We start from the raw sequence: 19,552 nt of genomic DNA, 5'->3' as shown, positions 1-19,552 counted from the left end.
TGAGTTAGAAAAAGTACTTCTGCCTAATTTTTTTGTATATGTTCTTGATCCTTAGTTTGAGTAACCGAGTTTGTGATAAGTCTTTGATATTGGGTGAAAAATTAAGTTTGTTGTCAAAGAATTCGTTTAATTCTTGCAAAATAATTTGAAATCTTCTGATAATATTTTCCCTGCGATATTCGGCAAAAAATTCTTCAGATAATTTGATAGTTTGTGATGATTTCAGGGAATTTATAACGCGTTGCACGTCATACTCTTGGGAGTAGCCGGCGATTTTATAGCAATTAAACCCAGGGTCTAAATAATCTGACAGTCCACCGTTAATACTGGAAAATACCTGACAGCCACAGGCAAGAGCTTCCATGGGTTGTAGTCCAAAGCCTTCACTAACGAACTGTTGGGCCCAATATTCGGCAGAGTCATACAGGTAAATCTTTGTCTGGTTAAATAGACCGGGTAAGTCTTCTACATAAGAGTCAACTAATTTGAGGTTACACTGTTTCTGCAAAGCGGGGATCAATTGTTGCATTAAATACTCAGAAGATTTTCGGGCTTGAACTAAAACATCAATGTCCCGGTCTAAATGTAAATTTTGAAATTCATTACTAATTTGATTGGGCAAATAATAAATTAAAGAATTAGGGGACTTTTGCCCCCAATATCCCATAGTGTTGCGGCTGACTGTGATGATGGGAATACTAGGGGGTAGGCGAAACTTGTAACCGGCACTGTGGGCATGGTAGATAACGTTATATTGCTTGAGTTTTTTGGCTAGCTGGGGTACATCAAATCCCCAGCTAATGACAAAAATAGCCTGATCTAAATTTTTTTGGGTGAGCAGATCATCGATAAACAGTTGGTCTGTTTCTCTTTGGCGATAAGTGACGACATCAGCGCTACAGATTTGCTGGGCTAGCTGAACTGTTTTTAATTCTGCCCAAAGTCCACCACAGGCAAATTTGCCATAAGTACCGGGAACTAAGAAGTAAAGCTTTCTCATGATTAATTGTTTATTCTCGCCAGCTGACTTTGACAAAATGTCCGGGTCTTCCCCAAAGGTCACGAGTCAGGGTAATATTTTCAATTGTGAGGTTAAAGGGGATGGCGGTGGTGAGATAGCGCTGTGCTATGGAACCTAAATTAGGTGCAAGTTCTGCTGCTGTGGTGGCCGCGAGTCCTAAACCGATTAATTGCTCAATGGGTCGGAATGGCAGTAATAGATTAACACCCACAGCTAGGCTGGCTGTCAACAGCATTGCTACTGATGCATTGGTGCCACAACGGGGATGGACGGCTAAATCCCATTCACCATTAATCAGACGATTTAAGCCGAGTGTGACCGCCCGGCGCAAATCACTGATATTCACCTCACCATAAAGGTAAAATCCTTGTTCTGTAGACAACCCGCCTAAGAGTTCGTTGTCTACTTGTACTTTTTTTGGTCTGGTTTGAGCTTCACTCAGAACCCAAACAGTAGCATGTTCTAGGGCGTGAACTTGTCGTAGCAGGATTATTTCTTTTAATCCTGGGATGAATGATAGCTGTCTGAGTAAGTCAGCATCTTGTGTTGGTTGGGGGGCGGTAAAGTCAAAACTAAAAAAATCAAAGGTAGGTGAACCACCTGGAACAGAAGCTGAAGTATGCATCAAAAGACTGCTCTCCTAGCTGATGGAGCAATATAGATTTTTTAAATGTAACCCTTGAGGCTGTGGATTATTGCTAATTTTTGTTGATGAGAATAGGAATTTACGCTGGAGATCCACCTGAATGCAAAGGCGTGAGGAGAATGAAAACTAGTACACACCCAGCAATGGTTTAATCGTTCTGGATAGGTAAAACACAGCAATTAACGTCGTGCAAGCAGATTTTACCCCACTGTAAAGCCCATCGGACGAGAGCCACTCGGTTTTCGGTTTGGGTTTTGGTGAGAATATTGCTGATATGGTTATCAACTGTGCGTTTGCTAATCTCCAGTTTGATTGCAATATCTTGGTTAGTTAAGCCAGCGGCCACTAAGTCGATAATTTGCAATTCTCTGTCTGACAGACTAACAGGGGTCTGAGACTCGCCACCAGCCATAAGTTTTTCTATCCTCCCTTGGTATATGTACTTAATCCTCTTTTAATTCTAGAAGATTCTTTTGTTTAGAGGGGTTTTAAGTTATGGCAGTCATGCAATTGACTATATTTTCTTTAGATTTCTCTTTAAGAATCATATGTAACTATTTTAATTTTATTAAAGAGATAGCTATGTAAATGTGCTTATATAAGAGCAGATATGTCTCTGGTTAAATTAGCAAAAATGCCATTTTTTCGAGTCAAGGACTGGAGACAGATTAGTGAAGATTGTTTTATATTTTATACTATAGTTAGCAAATCCTGGCGGTTTTAACCGCTGGCGTGGTCACTGATTTGAGTCAACCTATCCCTGAACTCTCAGGTTGAAAGACGCCGTCGTTTTCCACATACCAGATATTTATATGAGCAATCCCCGTGTTTTGTGCGTTGGTGAAATTTTGTTCGATTGTTTAGCTGACCAGTTGGGGCTCAAGCTAGAAGAAGTTCAGTCCTGGACTCACTACCCAGGGGGTGCGCCGGCTAATGTGGCTTGTGCTTTAGTAAAGTTGGGCACTCCCGCAGGTTTTATTGGCGCTGTTGGTGAAGATGAACCGGGGAGTCAGCTAGTGAAGCTATTAGCAGAGATCGGTGTCGATACAACAGGGGTACAATCCCATTCTACAGCACCAACGAGGCAAGTTTATGTGGTGCGAGATTTGGGGGGCGATCGCAATTTTGCGGGATTTGGTGAGTATGACACCTCTGAATTTGCCGATACGCGCTTACAAGCTCAACAATTACCAGAGTCGCTGTTTACAGAGGCGGAGTTTTTGGTATTAGGTACCTTAGAATTAGCCTACCCTGAAAGTGAGCGGGCAATTCACCGGGCTTTGGAATTAGCAGGACAATATGACCTGAAGATTATTTTGGATGTTAACTGGCGACCTGTGTTTTGGCAAGATGCCAATGTGGCTCGCCAAAAAATCCAGGATATCTTAAAGCAGGTTGATTTCCTCAAACTCTCTAAGGAAGAGGCAGAATGGCTGTTTAATACCACTGACCCAGGTGCAATTACTTACCGTCTGGCTTCCGTTGAGGGGGTGCTGGTAACAGATGGAGAAAATGGTTGCGCCTATTGTTTGGGTGAAAATGAAGATAGGTTACCTTCTTATCCCATTCAGGTTGTGGATACAACGGGCGCAGGGGATAGTTTTTTAGCTGGATTTATCCACCAATTAAGTCAACATGGTATTCAAGGCTTACAGGATGGCGAAACAGCCAAAAAGGTTGTTGCTTATGCTAATGCTGTGGGGGCCCTGACTACTATTAAACCGGGTGCGATCGCTTCTCAACCCACTGGGGCTGAAGTTGAGGCTTTTCTAGCTTCCCATCCAGTTTAGGAAGTAGTACCAGCTGGGATATCAGCGATAATGGGCTGATACTCCTGGCCGGAAAATGGACGAAAATTTTCTGGCCATTCTGCGGTGACGTTGCACAATAACCGCAGTTGAAGTGGAGTTGGTGCGGGGTTGACCCGTTCAACGTGTACTTTTACAACTTGTGGATTTTTGTTTCTCACTTGAAGAATATCATCCACAAGATAACGGGGACAATAACCTACGATGTGATGATCCCTAGTGTATAAAAGTAACGCCTTGGGATCATAGGGATTTTGAAAGTCGTCAGCTAAATATAAAAGTTCCCTAGGTTGTAGTTGATTAATTCTTTCAGTTGCACAAGTGGGAAGATGTCTGAGTCCATGTGCAAAAAAATGAATATGGTATAAATTATTTTGATCTGGTTGTGGAGCGGGGAACACTTCAAATTTATCTGTTACTTTCCTTCCCCCGCTCCGAGAAAGAATGGTAATGGGGTCATCTTCACCTTCTGGAATATTCAGCCATTCAATATAATTTTTATAGTCGGGGCGGGAGCGTCGCATTAATCGGTTAGAAAATAATGGAAACACATCCACTGATGTGTATACTTGATTAAAATCTGGGAAAGAAAGTAATCCAGTAAATCCGCAGTTATTTTTAGCTGTCAATACACCCTTTGTATATAAGAACTCGTACTTTTTACCGTCAAAAGTTAAACGTCCAATGGGAAACCAAGCTCTAGTGTGGGTGTCTTGCCAAGCTAAAAATAATGTTTTCATATTCAGGTGTCTAGGAGTTGTACCAGTCTTTTGTGATTAAATTCCAAGATTGTTTGTGCAAATTCAATTGCTATTGGCGATATGCGATGAGATGGTATGCGACCAAAGAGCATTGACGTATCATGACTGGACACCCTTGCTAATTTTTCTAACCATAACCCAGCAGCTTTTGGATAAAGTTGTTGGACTTGATAAAAAGCATCAAAAGTTCTGAGGGGTTTTTGCCCTCCATCACTAGGGTAAATCAAAGATGTACACTTTTCGGCATAATCTACCACAGAAGATTTATTTTTCAGCTTCAAGTGTCTTTTTCCATCAGACATTTCCCTACCCAAGCTAGAAGCATGGTCATAACTTGGTGCTAAGTGCATCTTATCGCCTAAATTTATGTATGCCCAGTTTTCGTGATGTCTGTCTGTATTTCCTATCCAAGCATCTAAGAGTAAATATCCCACGAAAACCTCCATGGCAAGGTTAATTCCTGCTGGTAGTACCCAGTCAATCGGTGAATTTACGGAACCACTTTCAAGAGCATGGGATATATTATGAATTGTGTGTTGAGATAAGTCTCGGCAATTTTGTGGATATCCAGGTACTATTGGCGCTAGAATCTCATTTCCTAAGGTAAGAATTCCAGCTTCCGGCAAAAACGAGGGGCTAATAACGCCATTGTCACCATTGAATGTGGCTAACTCATAAATAGCATGGGGTAAGTCTAGCAAACTGCACAACTCAGATGCTATCTTCTCTGACCAGTCTTCGCCTGTGTTTTGTCTAGTTTTTTTGTAGAGATAATTGAGATTATCATGGCGGTACCAGAATTTTTCTTTGGTTCCTAAATCTTCATCAGCTTCAGGGGCATCGGGTAGGATGTCAATGATGGGAAATGGTTCTTTCATGCTAAAAATGATCTAAAGCCCAATGACTGTTTTCAGGTTCTCGACAATTAATTGGGGTGGCTCAGAAATATCTACACAGATAGCGTCATCAGGCTCTTCTAGGGTATCTAACTGACTGTTGAGGAGTTTTTCGGACATGAAATGATTTTGTCGCCCTAGGAGCCTTTGCTGTAGTAAGTTTAAACTGCCTTGGAGGTAGACTAGTTGCATGCGATCGCTATCTAATAGTAAATATTGGCGATAGTCTGCTTTGAGCGCCGAACAGGCTAAGACTACATTAGTATTTTGTTGTAACCAGACAGCGATCGCTGTTTGCAAGTCTTTTAACCAAGGCTTTCTATCGGTATCATTGAGGGGGATACCCAGGCGCATTTTCTCAATGTTCGCTGTGGAGTGAAAGTTATCCGCGTCTTGAAATTCCCAGTTTAAGGCATCGGCTAGTAGTTTACCAATGGTGCTTTTACCGGAACCGGATACACCCATGATAATAATGATCATTTTTTTTAACGCAAAGGTACGCAAAGGTACGCGCAAAGGTACGCAAAGTTAATTAGGTCTTTAGTTGTGCTAAACCTAGGTAGCGTACGCCTTCTGGTGAGATGTCAAAACGACAGGGTAATACTTCTAAACCCTGAGGTATGGCATGTCTTAGGAGTCTACCATATATGGGGTCTGTTACATCCCCGGGGGCAAATTCTGTACAGTCCCCCCGGTTGATGAAGTACAACATGACTGCTCGGTTTTGGGGGAGGAGTGCTGTTAGTTCGCGTAAGTGTTTTTGTCCTCTGGTGGTTTCGGTGTCGGGAAATATTGATCGGGTACTTTGCGCCCATGTTGTGTTTTTGACTTCTAAATAAATTGGCGGTTGTGGGTCTTTTCCTGTGAGGTAGAAGTCTACCCGGCTTTTTTTATCTTGTCCATACACTACTTCGCTTTTAATTTGGCTATAATCTCCTAGTTGGGGGAATAGGTGTTTTTCTAAGGCTAGTTTAACTATACGATTGGGTAAGGCTGTGTTTACTCCTACCCAGGTGGGTTCAGTATCATGTACCTGAATTAATTCTAAGGTGTAAGCTAATTTGCGTTTGGGGTTATCACTTTCAGAAAGTTGTACTTTACTCCCGGGGGTGGATACTCCTGTCATTGGCCCTGTGTTGGGACAATGTGCGGTGACTATTTCCCCGGAGTCAAGTTGAATGTCGGCAAAAAAGCGCTTGTAGCGCTTTAGTAGTGTTCCTGAATATAATGGTGGATAGCGGTAAAGCCAGTCAATCATGATCAAATCTGTTTACTGTTAAGTAATATACAATGATTAACTGCTGATGGAATTATGCAACAGGTTGATTTCATATTTAACATATAAGTGGAATGTTTATCTGGTTAGGTGATTTATGAGTAATGAGTTTTATCACCGGGGACTAAAAAGGGCTGAGGAAAAAGACTACTCTGGTGCTATTGAGGAATTTACTAGTTGTTTACAATGGGTCCCTGATTTTGCGGATGGGTTTTTACACCGGGGTCTGGCTTATTATAATTTAGGTGCGATTCATCAAGCAGTTTCTGATTATACTGAATGTATCCGGTTGAATCCTGGGGGTATGGAGGGGTATTATTGTCGGGGATTGGCTAGGGTAGTACTGAAAAACTTACCGGGGTCGCTGGAAGATGTGGATCAGGCGATTCGCCTCAATGTTAATTATGCACCTGCTTATCAATTGCGGGGAACAATACGGCGCAAGCAAGGTTTTATTCAAGATGCGATCGCTAACTTTAAAAAAGCCGCTGAATTATATTTAGCACAAAAAGACACCGCTAGCTGTCGGCTGTGTATGGAAAAAATTAAACAGTTACAACCAAAACCAAAACCAGATGTAAACTCAAGTAATTATACTAACGCTTATGCCCAAAAAATATTAGACTTATCAATCAACGGATATTTTACCCAGTTATTAGAAAAAGCCGAACAGGGAGATACGACTGAGGCGATCGCTGATTTAAACTGGATATTACAAGCTGACCCCCAAGATGCTCAAGCTTATTGTTGTCGGGGGGTGGTCAGGTGTAAAATGGGCAATTATCGAGAAGCGATCGCTGATTTTAACCAAGCTATACAATTAAACTTCACAGATGCCATAGTTTATCGTAACCGAGGTAAAGCCCGTTCGCTGTTGGGGGACAATCAAGGAGCGATGGCGGATTTTAATCAAGCTTTGAAAATCCAACCCCAAGATGCTTTAATATATGTGGCTAGGGGTAATGCCTATCGATTATCTGGTAATTATCTGGATGCCATTCAAGATTACAACCAAGCATTACAAATTCATCCCCATTATGCACCAGCTTACTATAATCGCGGTATTGCCCATGCTTGCTTAGAAGAAATGCAAAACGCAGTTGCAGATTATCAACAAGCGGCGAGTATTTTTTGTGAACAGGAAGATTGGGACAATTATCATCAAGTATTAGAGAGGTTGCAAAAAGTCCAGACATCTAGACCGGAGTGGAAACAGCAAAACTATGGTTTACTGCGTCAGCGACTGTTGCGACTGGTGGGGGGACATTGGGAAATCGCCCAAAGACTAATTGATGATAAACAGGAATACCTTCCGGGGATGTCTTATGAATGGTATTTACAACAAGTAATTGAGGATATAGAACGGGGACGAGGTAGGTGATGATTCTTAATTTAGAGGTTTTGAGGGGATTATTCCATATTTTGCAACCCCATAGCAATCTTACTGTGTTTCTCAATTTGCCCCATAACTTGTTTCGCCCTTTGAATGACTACATCTGGTAAACCCGCTAAACGTCCAGCTTCAATACCATAGGACTTATCCGCCCCTCCGGGCTGAACTTGATGTAAAAAAACGATTTGGTCGGGTAACTCCTTGACGGTGACTTGATAATTAGCCACATTGGGGAGAATACTAGCCAATTCATTTAACTCATGATAGTGAGTGGCAAAAATTGTCCGCGAGCGAATTTCTGTAGCTATATATTCCGCTACGGCCCAAGCAATGGAAAGACCGTCAAAAGTTGCTGTTCCTCGGCCAATTTCATCTAATAATACCAGCGATCGCGCAGTGGCATGATTGAGAATATTGGCGGTTTCATTCATTTCTACCATAAAAGTAGATTGACCTGTAGCCAAATCATCCACCGCACCCACACGGGTAAAAATGCGATCGCATATTCCCAACTTCGCCAGGGTCGCTGGAACAAAACTCCCAATTTGCGCCATTAACTGAATTAACCCCACCTGACGCAAATAACAACTCTTACCGCTTGCATTTGGTCCGGTGAGAATAACTAAATCTGGTTTTTCCTCTAGGTGCTGGGTGGTCTGTTCTCTTCCTAAGTGGGTGGAGTTGGGGACAAAAAACCCTGCGGGTAAAGACTGTTCGACTACGGGATGACGACCATCCACAATCATCATCTCTCGTCCCGAAATCATCTCTGGACGACAATAACCTTGTTGTACAGCTAACTCAGCTAAACCACATAACACATCCGCTGCAGCTACAGCAACGGGAAACATTGCGAATTACTTCCGCTTGTTCTCCGACATCTTGGCGCAACTCTACAAAAATCTCATATTCCAACTGGTTTAAATCATCCCGCGCTGTGAGTATGCGCGCTTCCCGTTCCTTCAGGTCTGGGGTGATGTAACGTTCCTCGTTGGTGAGGGTTTGCTTGCGGATATAATTATCGGGTACTTGGTCAGATTTAGAGCGGGGAACACTAATATAATAACCAAAGGTTTTATTAAATCCTACCTTTAAGGTGGGGATTGCGGTTTTTGCTCGTTCGTCAACTTCTAAATTAGCAATCCATTTCTGGTCTGATTCTACGGTGGCTTTTCTCTGGTCCAACTGGGGATTTATCCCCGGACGAATTAAGCCGCCTTCTTTAATATGTATGGGTGGTGATTCTACTATATGGTCGTGTAATTTTTGGGCTATTTCTTCCAAGACATCGGGGACTTTTTGTAAGGCTTTGAGAAAAGGCGATCGCGCATCGGCCACTAGGTGAGATAATTGGGGTAAGCGTGAGAGGGAATCGGCCAAAGCTGCTAAATCCTTAGCGTTAGCTGTTCCCGAAGCTGCTCTACCTGTCAGCCGTTCTAAGTCGTAAATTTGCCGTAACAATTGCCGCAAATCTTGACGCAGGGGTGTATTTTCCATCAATTCTTGGATGGTGTCTTGTCGCGCCCGAATGCCTTTAAGATCAAGTAGTGGTTGCAATAACCACCGCCGCAAAGCCCGCCCCCCCATTGATGTGCTAGTTCTATCCAAGGACCACAGCAGGGAACCATGAAATGTACCATCCCGGACGGTTTGCGTAATCTCTAGGTTACGGCGGGTTTGATTATCTACAATTAAATAGTCAGTAATAATATAACTGCGTAACTTTTGCAGGGTAACGGGGTTGACTTTTTGCATATCTTCCACATACTCTAGCAGACCCCCAGCGGCTCGTACTGCTAAAGGAAGATGATCACAACCGAGTCCTTCGAGCGATCGGATCTTAAATTTCTGCAATAATTTTGATCTAGCTTCACCTTGGGTAAAGGGAGCCTGCGATCGCAGGCTATAACAAAATGATGGTGGTAAACATTGGGGAAGATGAGGCGAAGTTTCTCCGGGACGCAACAAGCTCCCTAAATCCGGGGCGTTAGTGGGAACCACCACCTCTGAGGGTTGCAACCGCATTAGTTCCTGGGTGAGGTGTTCTAAATCACTCCCCTGAGTTGTGAGGAATTCCCCTGTGGAGATATCTGCATAAGCTAAACCCCAATGATTTACGGCAATTACTACAGCGGCTAAGTAATTATTGCGACGCGTATTTAACATTCCCTCTTCTAGCAAAGTCCCCGGTGTGAGGATACGGGTGACTTCACGCTTGACCAGACCCACTGCTTCCGATGCGTCTTCTACTTGGTCGCAAATTACCACCGCATAGCCTTTTTCTACTAACTGGGTGGTGTAGCGTTCCCAGGCGTGATGCGGTACACCAGTCATGGCTACGCGACCAACTTCGCCACCGTGTTTACTCGTCAGTACCAGTTCCAATTCTCTGGAGACTGTTACAGCGTCTTGGAAGAAAGTTTCAAAAAAATCTCCTACCCGATACAGCAGCAAAGCATGAGGATATTTATCCTTCATTTCTACATAGTGCTGGTACATCTTACTCAGCTTACTGCGGTCTGCTAATTGAGTATCAATCAGAGGCGCTGCAGGGTTATGGGGTTCCGTTAGTTGAGTGTCAGAATCAGAAGCAGTCATAGATGGTAGGTTATGCACGGACATTCCACAATATTTGATGATAACCTGATGTGGAGTTTAAGAGGCGATCGCTCAAACTTTTGTGATGTTTTCCGGCTATCTCAGCTGTACAAAAAGCCAGTAGACAGAATAATTCTATCTTACTGGCTCAATTAAGCTCAAGTGTCAAAAACTTACGCTTCTGGTGGTAAGTCCTGGCTATAAATAATTTCCCCTGCTAAATTACGCAGTGATACTGTCATCACTTTAGTATTAGCATCAATTTTCACTCCACCAAAGAATTGTAAACCTTCAGTGGGGGGTCGATTTGGACGCATACCTGGAGGATTGCTTTGAAATATCAATTGTGGACCAAAGGTATTGTCTAATTGTCCGGGTCCGAATGTCCCAGAATTGAGAGGTCCGGCGACAAACTCCCAAAAAGGCTTAAAGTCTTGAAATACTGCCTGATTGGGGTCATAATAGTGGGCTGCGGCATAATGTACGTCAGCAGTTATCCAAACAACATTTTTAATGTTTCTGCGTTTGATAAATCGCAGTAATTCAACCAACTCTAATTCTCTTCCGGAGGCTTTACCATTATCTGCGTTAGCCCAAGCCTCAAAAGCAGTAGAACCGTCTCGCACTATTAGCCCTAAAGGCATATCACTGGAAATTACTTTCCATGTAGCTTTTGATTTAAGTAGTTGCACCTTCAACCATTGCAGTTGTGATTGGCCCAGCATATCTGTTTCTGGACTTTTTGCTGGCTGAACATTCCCGGTATTTGGTCCGCGATAAGTCCGCTCGTCTATCGTGAAAATGTCAAGTAGTGGCCCATATTGGAAAGAACGATAAATTTCTGACCGGTCAGCACCATATCTTGACTTATATTTCATGGGCATATATTCAAAAAATGCTTGTCTTGCCCTTTGTACTAGCAAGTCAACATCCTTAACAGTATAGCGATCATCAGTCAAAAATTCCCCAGGATACCAGTTGTTTACAGCTTCGTGATCATCCCATTGGGCTAACATCGGTACTTGGGCGTTAAAACGCTTCACATTTTCATCTAGCAAGTTGTATTGAAAATTACCACGAAATTCTTGTAGGGTTTCTGCTACCTTTGACTTTTCTTCTGTGACGATGTTCCGCCAAATGCTACCATCATCTAGTGTTCTTTCTGCTACAAGTGGGTTATCGGCGTAAATCGTATCCCCGCAATGGATGAAAAAGTCAGGATTTAATTGACGCATTTGTTCATAAATTGTCATCCCACCCAAATCGGGATTAATCCCCCAGCCTTGACCGGCGGTATCTCCACCCCAGACAAAGAAAATATCTCTTCCGGTTCTAGAAGGAGTGCGAAATGTACCGCTGACAGGTTCACTTTGGATGCGTGGATTGTCTAAGTCTTGGAAAATTACCCGGTAAAATATTTGCTGGTCTGGGGGTAAGTTCTTGAGAATATATCTGGCTGTAAAATCCTGTTCCTGTGAAGTACGTTCACCAAAAACGCGTCCTAGTCTGTTAAAGGATTCACTGGTAGAGTATTCAATCACCATTCGTGCAGGGCGATCGCTCCGACTCCAAATCACAATACTATTACCACTTATATCCCCAGTAGCAACACCATAGGGTATGGTAGGACGCATACTTTCAGATGTAATAATTCCGGGAGCTTGTCCAAATACTTGTGAATTTGATACAATATTTGTGGTGATAATACTACCTGCTGTTACAGCAGAACTAAGTAAAAACTGCCGACGATTTAATCTTAATGGGTTATGAGATTTTATGCTCATGAATAGCCCCCTCAAGCAAAGTATTACAAAATAGTTAACTACTAAATTTTGTAATGCCAATAAGTAAAGCTTGAGTTATCCAAAGGTTAATTAAAACTAGTTTTTTAGATTAATTTGGCAAAAACCTCACCCTAGGTTCTGGAGAGATTTCTGCTTAGTTAGGAGATGGAAAGCATTGCTCACAGGAGAAAGATGGAAGTAGATAAAACCAAAATCATATCAGCGGTAAACTTGGAATCACAAGCAGAGGCGGAACTAGAACAGAAGCTGCGGGAACTCAAGTTTAGACAAGAACTTAGAAAAGATTGGATTTTATTTATTGTCAGGGATGTTGTTATTTTTTCTGGGGCGATCGCCTTTGTGTTTGCTATCTGTGGCTATTCTCTGTTCATTCTGATTAATAGGTAAGATGAACTACCATCATCCCCAGGGTCACCATTAAAAATTATAGCCAATCCCCAGGAGCAAACCCACATCAGTACGATCTAAAAATGCTGCATTTGCAGTACCGGTGACAGTAAAGCGATCGCCTATAGGCACATCCACACCACCAGTTAATAATAAACCAACGTCAGAACCGCTTCCAGTTTCAAAAGCTACCCCAGCCCCTAAAAAAGGAGATATTGATATTTGTTCTCCATTTAGGGGATCTGCGAAACGGGGAGCAAAATCTAAAGTTACGGGAACCAAAAACAGTGTATCGCCCCCAAATATCACCGCTGGTCGCACGGAGATAGTATTAGTCAGCCCAATTTTGCTGATTAATCCATAGTTACTTTCACTGAGAGTGGAATTACCCCCTATACCAATGTTACCAGCAACCCCAATATAACTAGACCCTCCACGAGTACCTGTACCTGGTTCCATAGCAACAGTAGTTGCTGGTGGTGGCGATTGACTGACTCCCAGGTTAGGTGGTATGAGTACCTTATTAATTACATGAATAACACCATTACTCGCTTGTACGTTGGGCTGGATAACATCCGCATCATTGACCGCAATTTGATTAGTAGCTCTATCTACCTGAATATTTACAGGTACATCCTCAAAGGTGATTAATTCTCCGGATGAGAGTTGATTAGCGGTTACTTCCCCTGGAACCACATGATATCTCAAAATCTCAATCAATAATTCTCTGTTCTCCGGTTGCTGCAACTCTTCTAGAGTCCCTGCTGGTAAAGCTGCAAATGCCTGATCCGTGGGAGCAAACACTGTATAGGGTCCGGGTTGCTGCAGAATACCTGCTAAATTTGCTGTTTGCAATAAAGAAGTCAAGCTTGTAAAAGTGTCACTGGATGCGGCAATAGAAACAATATCTTGACTTTGAGTTTGTTCCGTAGCCCCAACTATATACTTAGTGGCTACAAGGTTGCTAGCTAGGGGCTGCATTTGTCCCTGTCTGACTAAAGCTTGATATAAAATCGCCGACGCTTCAGCACGAGTTAAAGGATCTAGCGGGTTAAGTAGCTTAACATTGGGATAATTAACAACAATACTAGCCTCCGTAGCTGCTGCAACATTATCTAGTGCATAGCTGGGGATTGCTGACGCATCTGTGTAGTAAGTATTGACTACGGCTAATGGATTCTCTCTAGTTTGTAAACCTAAACCATTTGTTAAAGCAACTATGGCCTCAACTTTGCGAATTTGCTGATTTGGCAGAAATAAGTTTCCTGGATAACCTGACATAAATCCGGTTTCGTAGGCTTCCTGAATTGCAGAACCCGCCCAGAAGTTCCCAGGAACATCTGCAAAACCATCAGCACTTATTTGCCGAATTTGGTCTTGATTAAAAGCTTTTTGAATCATTGCTGCAAATTCAGCCCGACTCACTGGTTCATTTGGCCTAAAAGTACCATCTGGAAAACCAGATATAATGTTTCTTTGCGCTAAAGCTTGAATAAATGGACTGGCCCAATACTGTGCACTAACATCAGACAAGTTAGCTGCTAAAGCAGGGGAGGGAGTCACACTGGTTTGAGCGGAAACTATCATGGGATTGATTGTAGCCAGTATGACTCCCAAGGACAACAAAGTTGTACCTGCTGATGACCAACGCCAGAAACTAATCATGAAAATATCCTCCAAGAAAAAGTTGAAAATTATTTTATGTAGATTCCTAGTAGACACAGGAATGTTTGGCTGATGTCAATATCTAAAGTACCAATGCCAACCTGAATGATTGAGAGTTATAAGTTTTGAGGACATGATCATTTTCTCCTCACCCTGATTAATTTATCTATGACTTGATAGCGGAGTCTTACCATAATACTGGGCATTTAATCGCCACTTTGCCAAAATTCTCGCCAAATGTCTCAATAGTATGGAAATAAATTATTGGACATAATGAATGTTCTCAGATTTAATTGAATTACACAACTAGCTTAAGGTGAAACTATTATTTTTTTTCTCTTCCTTTAGATAGTTGAGGACAATCAAATACCTATTGATTAGGATGAATATATACAACTTAAGTATTTTTATCGACTGCAATTGCATCTAAATTATTACTCAGGAGTGATCATGCTTTTAGATGCTGATTATCATCACTAAAAATCTCATATCTACCACAGATAAACACAGATGTTTTCCTACTTTATGGGACGGGGAATGCAATAATGTAATATGCTTAATCTCTTTGTGTCATTAATTACACAAATTCATGGCTGATATAGGGGCATAATATTTTGATACAAGACATAATTGGCGATAAACTAATGACAGGCAAGACTCAATTTAGATAGGTACTAAATTCCCTCCCATTTGTATCACTTGCTTATATGGGGACAAAAAACTCAGTCTGAAGGGCGGTAATGCAAACTAAAAAAAAATTAGATCAATTATGGATAGTACGCTGCTTTGCCGCAGTTCTACTCTTTGGTCAGGTACTCCTGCATTTACTTCAAGGAAAAACTTACTACCGCAAAATTTTGCAACACATGGTGACCGCAGGGCCTGCTTCGGTGTTTCCAGTTGTCCTTGTTAGTGGTTTTGCTGGTATGATTTTTACTATTCAAACTGCTCGAGAATTAGTGAGATTTGGTGCCTTAGATGCTGTGGGGGGGGCTTTCGCTTTGGCTTTTTGCCGAGAATTAGCGCCTCTTTTGACAGCTAGTATTATTGCTGGACAAGTAGGTTCTGCTTTTGCAGCGGAAATAGGTGCTATGCGAGTTACAGAGCAAATTGATGCACTTTATATGCTCAAAACAAATCCTATTGATTACTTGGTGCTTCCTAGAGTAGTGGCTTGCATTTTGATGATGCCCATTATGATGGTTTTTGCTTTAGTTGTAGGCATCACTGGTGGGGTTTTTGCAGCATCCCAATTTTATCATGTTGACCCTGAAGCATTTTTAGAATCTGTCAGAACTTTTTTAGAACCATCAGATTTACTTATAGTTTTAGTGAAGGGGCTGATTTTTGGTGCTATAGTCGCTATCAATGGTTGCAGTTGGGGACTAACTACTAAGGGAGGAGCAAAAGAAGTTGGAGAGTCGGCAACAACCGCAGTGGTCACTACTTGGGTGTTAATTTTTATGATGGACTTTTTTCTCTCTTTGTTGATGTTTCATGAGCCGACAATTTAATTGGAGTTGAAAATTAGATGAGCACTAGCTCATTTTAAATCTGTATCAAATTTAACGTATATGTATTTGAATGCTAGTATTTCTCTCAATTAAAATAATCATAAAAATTACTATTTAACGAGCCATCAATAAATTTGATTGCTATATTGTACTAAATAAGCATTGCATCAGGAAAGTACAGAACCTCATCCCCTGTCCCCCTCTTGCTTAAAGAAGACTGGGTGAGGTGGAAAATTTTCCTTTGCTGGTTATTTAATTCACATTCCTAAGTAATCTGGTGAGGATACGGAATTGGTGCGTAATGATTTACATGGCTTAGATATTAGTCATACAGAATTGCAAAATTTGACTAATTTACCTGTTAAAGAGCAATTAATTATTATTACCCAACCTTTAAGAACAATTGCTAAAAGGATTACAGATAAACTTAGGGGTTCCGAGGGAGCTACTGTAGTTTTTATTAGTTCTTCTATATTTGTTTTTAGTTATTTGCTCTTTGATATCCTGATTAAGCTGTTTGCTACTTGGATCACAATTCCATCTTGGTTACTGTTAATAATATTGTGTTCTTGGGGTGGATGTGTCACACAGATTGTTTTCTATTTATTATGGCGGAGAAAAATTAAAATACTTAATCACAATATGACGAATTCTTTAGAAATACTTTTAAATGATGTTGATAGGTATAATGCTGTTATCAAAGCCATAGATATCAATGATCAAATAGAAGCAGCTGGTAATCCAGGAGTGGTTATTAGAGAAAGGGAAAAAGTTATCGCCGCCTTGAAGCTCACAAGAAATGATTTAATTCGGGCTTTGAAGACAGAGAGAATTTTAAGAGAAAATCAGAATTTTATTCTCAGAAATACAGAGTTATTTACTAATAATTTGGCGACTTTAACCGCAATGCAAGTTACAGAAGAAGCGACCGAGCATGGTAGGTTACTCAATGAAGCATTGCAAATTGCTTTAGATGTGCAACTGGAAATGAAAAGGCTGCAAAACCTGACCTCACACTCATGAATCTTGCTATGAAACTCCCCAGGACTGCAATCGACAGTCTAACATAAAGAGGTGTGAATTTAGCGATCGCCTATAGGTATGGACTGGAAAGAAATTAGAGGTAACTGGGTACTCATTCCCCCAAAGCCCATTGGTATCATCCATTTTCTCGGAGGTGCATTTGTGGCCACCGCACCCCATCTGACTTATCGCTGGTTACTAGAACATCTGGCTAACAAAGGATATGTGATTATTGCTACACCATTTATCAATACTTTAGATCATATTGCGATCGCCAAAACCGTACTACTGAACTTTGAACGCACCCTAGAAAGATTACACGACTCTGGCTCCCTACGCCAGCTTTATCTGCCTACTTACGGGTTAGGGCACAGTATGGGTTGTAAACTTCACTTACTCATTGGCAGTTTGCTACCTGTAGAACGTGCTGGAAATATTTTAATTTCCTTCAATAACTACGCCGCCAAAGAGGCCATCCCCTTAGTAGAGCAATTTAATTCTACTTTGCCCATTGAGTTTACGCCCTCACCAGTGGAAACCGACACAATTGTAAGACAGAGCTACAATATCCGCCGTAATTTATTAATAAAATTTAGCAACGATACCATTGATCAATCAGCAGGTTTAAGTCAAATCTTACTAGACCGCTTTTCCCACATGGTGACCAAACAAACCTTACCAGGTACTCACACCACACCTTTAGGTCAAGATATCAAATGGCAAACAGGAGGGTCATTTACTCCTTGGGATGCTTTAGGACAATGGTTTAAACAAGAAATTTACCGAGATTTAAACCAGCTAAAACGCGCCATTCTCTTATGGTTAAACCCATTATCACCCCCATAACATTTGAAAAAACCGAGTATATAAAAATTATCGGTGTTTATCTGTGTGCATCTGAGGTCAATTAATTCCTTCCTGATATCTTCCCACGAGGAGAAAAACCTGGGAGTATTGGCAAAATACCAAACCATGATCAAATTTCCAATTAGCATTATCCATGTTTCAAATCCTCGTAATTGATGATGATATTTCTATACAAATATTCCTGAAGAGGATGTTAGAAAAACAAGGCTATAAAGTAATTACTGCTAGTAATGGAGAAGAGGGAATAGCCAAGGCTATAGCTTACCATCCAGCCCTGGTTATTTGTGATTGGATTATGCCAGGACTCAATGGGTTAGAAGTCTGTAAGCGCATGAAGACAGACCCCAGCTTATGCACCACTTTCTTTATTTTTTTAACATCTTTAGATTCCATTGCTGATCGTGTCAAGGGACTAGATGCTGGCGCTGATGATTTTATCTCCAAGCCCATTGAGCAAAATGAATTAAAAGCAAGAGTCAGAGCCGGATTGCGCTTGCATCAGTTAAGTCAGGATTTACATACCCAAAAGCTACTTTTAGAAACCGAATTAGCACAAGCAGCAGAATATGTGCGATCGCTGCTACCACTACCAGTCATGGAACCTCTAAAAATCGACTCGCGATTCATTCCTTCCCGACAACTTGGCGGCGATTGTTTCGATTACTACTGGCTAGATGCTGATTATCTAGCTATATACCTTCTAGATACGGCTGGACATGGACTAAAAGCTGCTCTCCCCTCAATTTCTGTCCTCAATTTGTTACGTTCCCGCGCCTTAAAAGGTTTGAATTACTATCAACCGAGCGCTGTACTCAAGGCTTTAAATCAAACCTTCCAGATGAATTACCAAAATGACAAATATTTTACTATTTGGTATGGAGTTTATAACCGAGTTAAGCGGGAGTTAATTTATGCAAGCGCTGGTCATCCCCCTGCAATATTAGTATCTGGTACATCTGCCAAAAACACCGAATTTAAATTACTAAGAACTCCGGGGATGCCTGTTGGGATGTTTCCAGAGGCAAAATATGTTGACGCCTTTTGCAATATTGATAAATTTAGTAATCTCTATATTTTCAGTGATGGTGCTTATGAAATCACAAAATCAGATGGCACACTTTGGAGTTTAGATGCTTTTATTCAAATACTTGTTAGCTTACAACACACCATTGAAGTCAAACTCGATCAAGTATTGAATTATCTCATTGCTTTGAACTCCAAAGATGCTTTTGATGATGATTTATCAGTCCTACAAATTAATTTCGATTAATTATTTTGGGGAGAGTACAACTTGATTAAAGTCATCTTGATTTAAAAATATCTCAAACACTTTATCCATACCTGTTAATTCAAATAATATTCTGACTTGTTCATTGATAGAACACAGAACTAGTTTGGTATTTGCTGCCCGTAATGTTTTGAATGCTAATACTAAAGCGCCCAAGGCAGAACTATCCATAAACTTGACATCTTGACAATCGACTAAAACTATTTTAGCACCACTTTCTACAAGGCAGATCAGGTCTTCTCGTAGTTGTTGTGAGTTGGTGGTGTTGATAATTCCACTGAGCTTCAGGACTTTGACTTGTTCATTCATAATACTTATGACCAGATTGTTTTAAGAAGATGTCATGATTTTGTTAGTATTATATACCAAGATGGAGTTTTTGAGAAAACTAGCAACATCAAACAGGCACTCAATTACTAGTGGTATATCATAAATGGTTGCTGATTAATAAAAAAGTATCCATGATTTCATTTAACAGAAATTACATATATAGAAATCAGGTTTGGTTTCTGAATTGATTTGTGTAGGTAGGGAACAGGGAACAGGTAAGAAGAATTGCTGTGTGTACTGTGTCTTGTTCAAAAATTAAATAGGAGTCCTATAG

Annotated in this window: 17 protein-coding genes and 1 pseudogene; 7 read left to right on the top strand and 11 right to left on the bottom strand. The window is 41.1% G+C overall.

Translation table 11 applies throughout. The features are described 5' to 3' along the window. Positions 1-4 precede the first annotated feature (4 nt). The 3 genes from AC6IZ0_RS20005 to pedR all read right to left on the bottom strand — a co-directional run bounded on the left by AC6IZ0_RS20005 (position 5) and on the right by pedR (position 2,079). The gene (locus tag AC6IZ0_RS20005; protein WP_497724571.1) at positions 5-1,000 is read right to left on the bottom strand and encodes a glycosyltransferase; all 996 of its coding nucleotides are present in this window, start codon (positions 998-1,000) and stop codon (positions 5-7) included. 10 nt (positions 1,001-1,010) lie between these two features. Beyond that, a complete protein-coding gene (locus AC6IZ0_RS20000; protein ID WP_497726113.1) occupies positions 1,011-1,646 on the bottom strand; it encodes a DUF6391 domain-containing protein in 636 nt (211 codons plus the stop codon). Positions 1,647-1,815: 169 nt separating this feature from the next. Further along, positions 1,816-2,079, bottom strand: coding sequence for a photosynthetic electron transport-dependent transcriptional regulator PedR (gene pedR / locus AC6IZ0_RS19995; RefSeq protein ID WP_271731655.1), 264 nt, complete (start codon positions 2,077-2,079; stop codon positions 1,816-1,818). A 400-nt stretch (positions 2,080-2,479) separates the two neighbouring features. Here pedR and AC6IZ0_RS19990 point away from each other — a divergent pair, with 400 nt between their 5' ends. After that, positions 2,480-3,457: a carbohydrate kinase family protein gene (locus tag AC6IZ0_RS19990; protein ID WP_271731656.1), complete on the top strand. Its 978-nt coding sequence runs from the start codon at positions 2,480-2,482 to the stop codon at positions 3,455-3,457. Here AC6IZ0_RS19990 and AC6IZ0_RS19985 read toward each other — a convergent pair. The 4 genes from AC6IZ0_RS19985 to sfsA are packed head-to-tail and all read right to left on the bottom strand — an operon-like array spanning position 3,454 to position 6,390. Next, a complete protein-coding gene (locus AC6IZ0_RS19985; protein WP_497724570.1) occupies positions 3,454-4,215 on the bottom strand; it encodes an HIRAN domain-containing protein in 762 nt (253 codons plus the stop codon). The two genes, AC6IZ0_RS19990 and AC6IZ0_RS19985, sit on opposite strands and share 4 nt — an antisense overlap. Positions 4,216-4,217: 2 nt before the next feature. Beyond that, positions 4,218-5,114 carry a HipA domain-containing protein gene (locus AC6IZ0_RS19980; RefSeq protein ID WP_497724569.1) on the bottom strand — a complete coding sequence of 299 codons (897 nt, stop codon included), beginning with the start codon at positions 5,112-5,114 and terminating at the stop codon, positions 4,218-4,220. Positions 5,115-5,126: 12 nt separating this feature from the next. After that, on the bottom strand, positions 5,127-5,612 hold the full coding sequence (locus tag AC6IZ0_RS19975; protein WP_271731659.1) for a gluconokinase: 486 nt from the start codon (positions 5,610-5,612) through the stop codon (positions 5,127-5,129). A gap of 52 nt (positions 5,613-5,664) precedes the next feature. Then, positions 5,665-6,390: a DNA/RNA nuclease SfsA gene (gene sfsA, locus AC6IZ0_RS19970; protein WP_497724567.1), complete on the bottom strand. Its 726-nt coding sequence runs from the start codon at positions 6,388-6,390 to the stop codon at positions 5,665-5,667. Between the two features lie 115 nt (positions 6,391-6,505). Here sfsA and AC6IZ0_RS19965 point away from each other — a divergent pair, with 115 nt between their 5' ends. Continuing rightward, positions 6,506-7,789, top strand: coding sequence for a tetratricopeptide repeat protein (locus AC6IZ0_RS19965; protein WP_497724566.1), 1,284 nt, complete (start codon positions 6,506-6,508; stop codon positions 7,787-7,789). A gap of 29 nt (positions 7,790-7,818) precedes the next feature. Here AC6IZ0_RS19965 and mutS read toward each other — a convergent pair. Continuing rightward, positions 7,819-10,399: pseudogene (gene mutS, locus AC6IZ0_RS19960) on the bottom strand (DNA mismatch repair protein MutS). Between the two features lie 173 nt (positions 10,400-10,572). Further along, positions 10,573-12,183 (bottom strand): alkaline phosphatase D family protein, encoded by a 1,611-nt coding sequence (locus AC6IZ0_RS19955; protein WP_497724565.1) that lies wholly within the window; start codon positions 12,181-12,183, stop codon positions 10,573-10,575. A gap of 165 nt (positions 12,184-12,348) precedes the next feature. Here AC6IZ0_RS19955 and AC6IZ0_RS19950 point away from each other — a divergent pair, with 165 nt between their 5' ends. Next, positions 12,349-12,591 carry a hypothetical protein gene (locus AC6IZ0_RS19950; RefSeq protein ID WP_497724564.1) on the top strand — a complete coding sequence of 81 codons (243 nt, stop codon included), beginning with the start codon at positions 12,349-12,351 and terminating at the stop codon, positions 12,589-12,591. A 30-nt stretch (positions 12,592-12,621) separates the two neighbouring features. Here AC6IZ0_RS19950 and AC6IZ0_RS19945 read toward each other — a convergent pair whose 3' ends face one another. Then, positions 12,622-14,256 (bottom strand): fasciclin domain-containing protein, encoded by a 1,635-nt coding sequence (locus tag AC6IZ0_RS19945; RefSeq protein ID WP_497724562.1) that lies wholly within the window; start codon positions 14,254-14,256, stop codon positions 12,622-12,624. A 740-nt stretch (positions 14,257-14,996) separates the two neighbouring features. On the opposite strand from AC6IZ0_RS19945, the gene AC6IZ0_RS19940 reads away from it, so the two are divergent. From AC6IZ0_RS19940 to AC6IZ0_RS19925, 4 genes are all read left to right on the top strand, one after another. Then, the gene (locus AC6IZ0_RS19940; RefSeq protein WP_271731667.1) at positions 14,997-15,770 is read left to right on the top strand and encodes an MlaE family ABC transporter permease; all 774 of its coding nucleotides are present in this window, start codon (positions 14,997-14,999) and stop codon (positions 15,768-15,770) included. A gap of 294 nt (positions 15,771-16,064) precedes the next feature. Then, entirely contained in the window at positions 16,065-16,793 is a 729-nt protein-coding gene (locus AC6IZ0_RS19935; protein WP_271731668.1) for a hypothetical protein, read from the top strand. 78 nt (positions 16,794-16,871) lie between these two features. Beyond that, on the top strand, positions 16,872-17,639 hold the full coding sequence (locus AC6IZ0_RS19930) for a DUF1350 family protein (protein WP_497724560.1): 768 nt from the start codon (positions 16,872-16,874) through the stop codon (positions 17,637-17,639). Positions 17,640-17,793: 154 nt separating this feature from the next. Then, a complete protein-coding gene (locus tag AC6IZ0_RS19925) occupies positions 17,794-18,930 on the top strand; it encodes a PP2C family protein-serine/threonine phosphatase (RefSeq protein ID WP_271731670.1) in 1,137 nt (378 codons plus the stop codon). On the opposite strand, the gene AC6IZ0_RS19920 is transcribed toward AC6IZ0_RS19925, so the two are convergent. Next, positions 18,931-19,257: an STAS domain-containing protein gene (locus tag AC6IZ0_RS19920; RefSeq protein ID WP_497724559.1), complete on the bottom strand. Its 327-nt coding sequence runs from the start codon at positions 19,255-19,257 to the stop codon at positions 18,931-18,933. Positions 19,258-19,552 lie beyond the last annotated feature (295 nt).

The sequence above is a fragment of the Anabaenopsis sp. NIES-4685 genome (assembly GCF_059725405.1).
The sequence above is the reverse complement of the archived record's forward strand: the minus strand, read 5'-3'. Positions and strand labels throughout refer to the sequence as shown.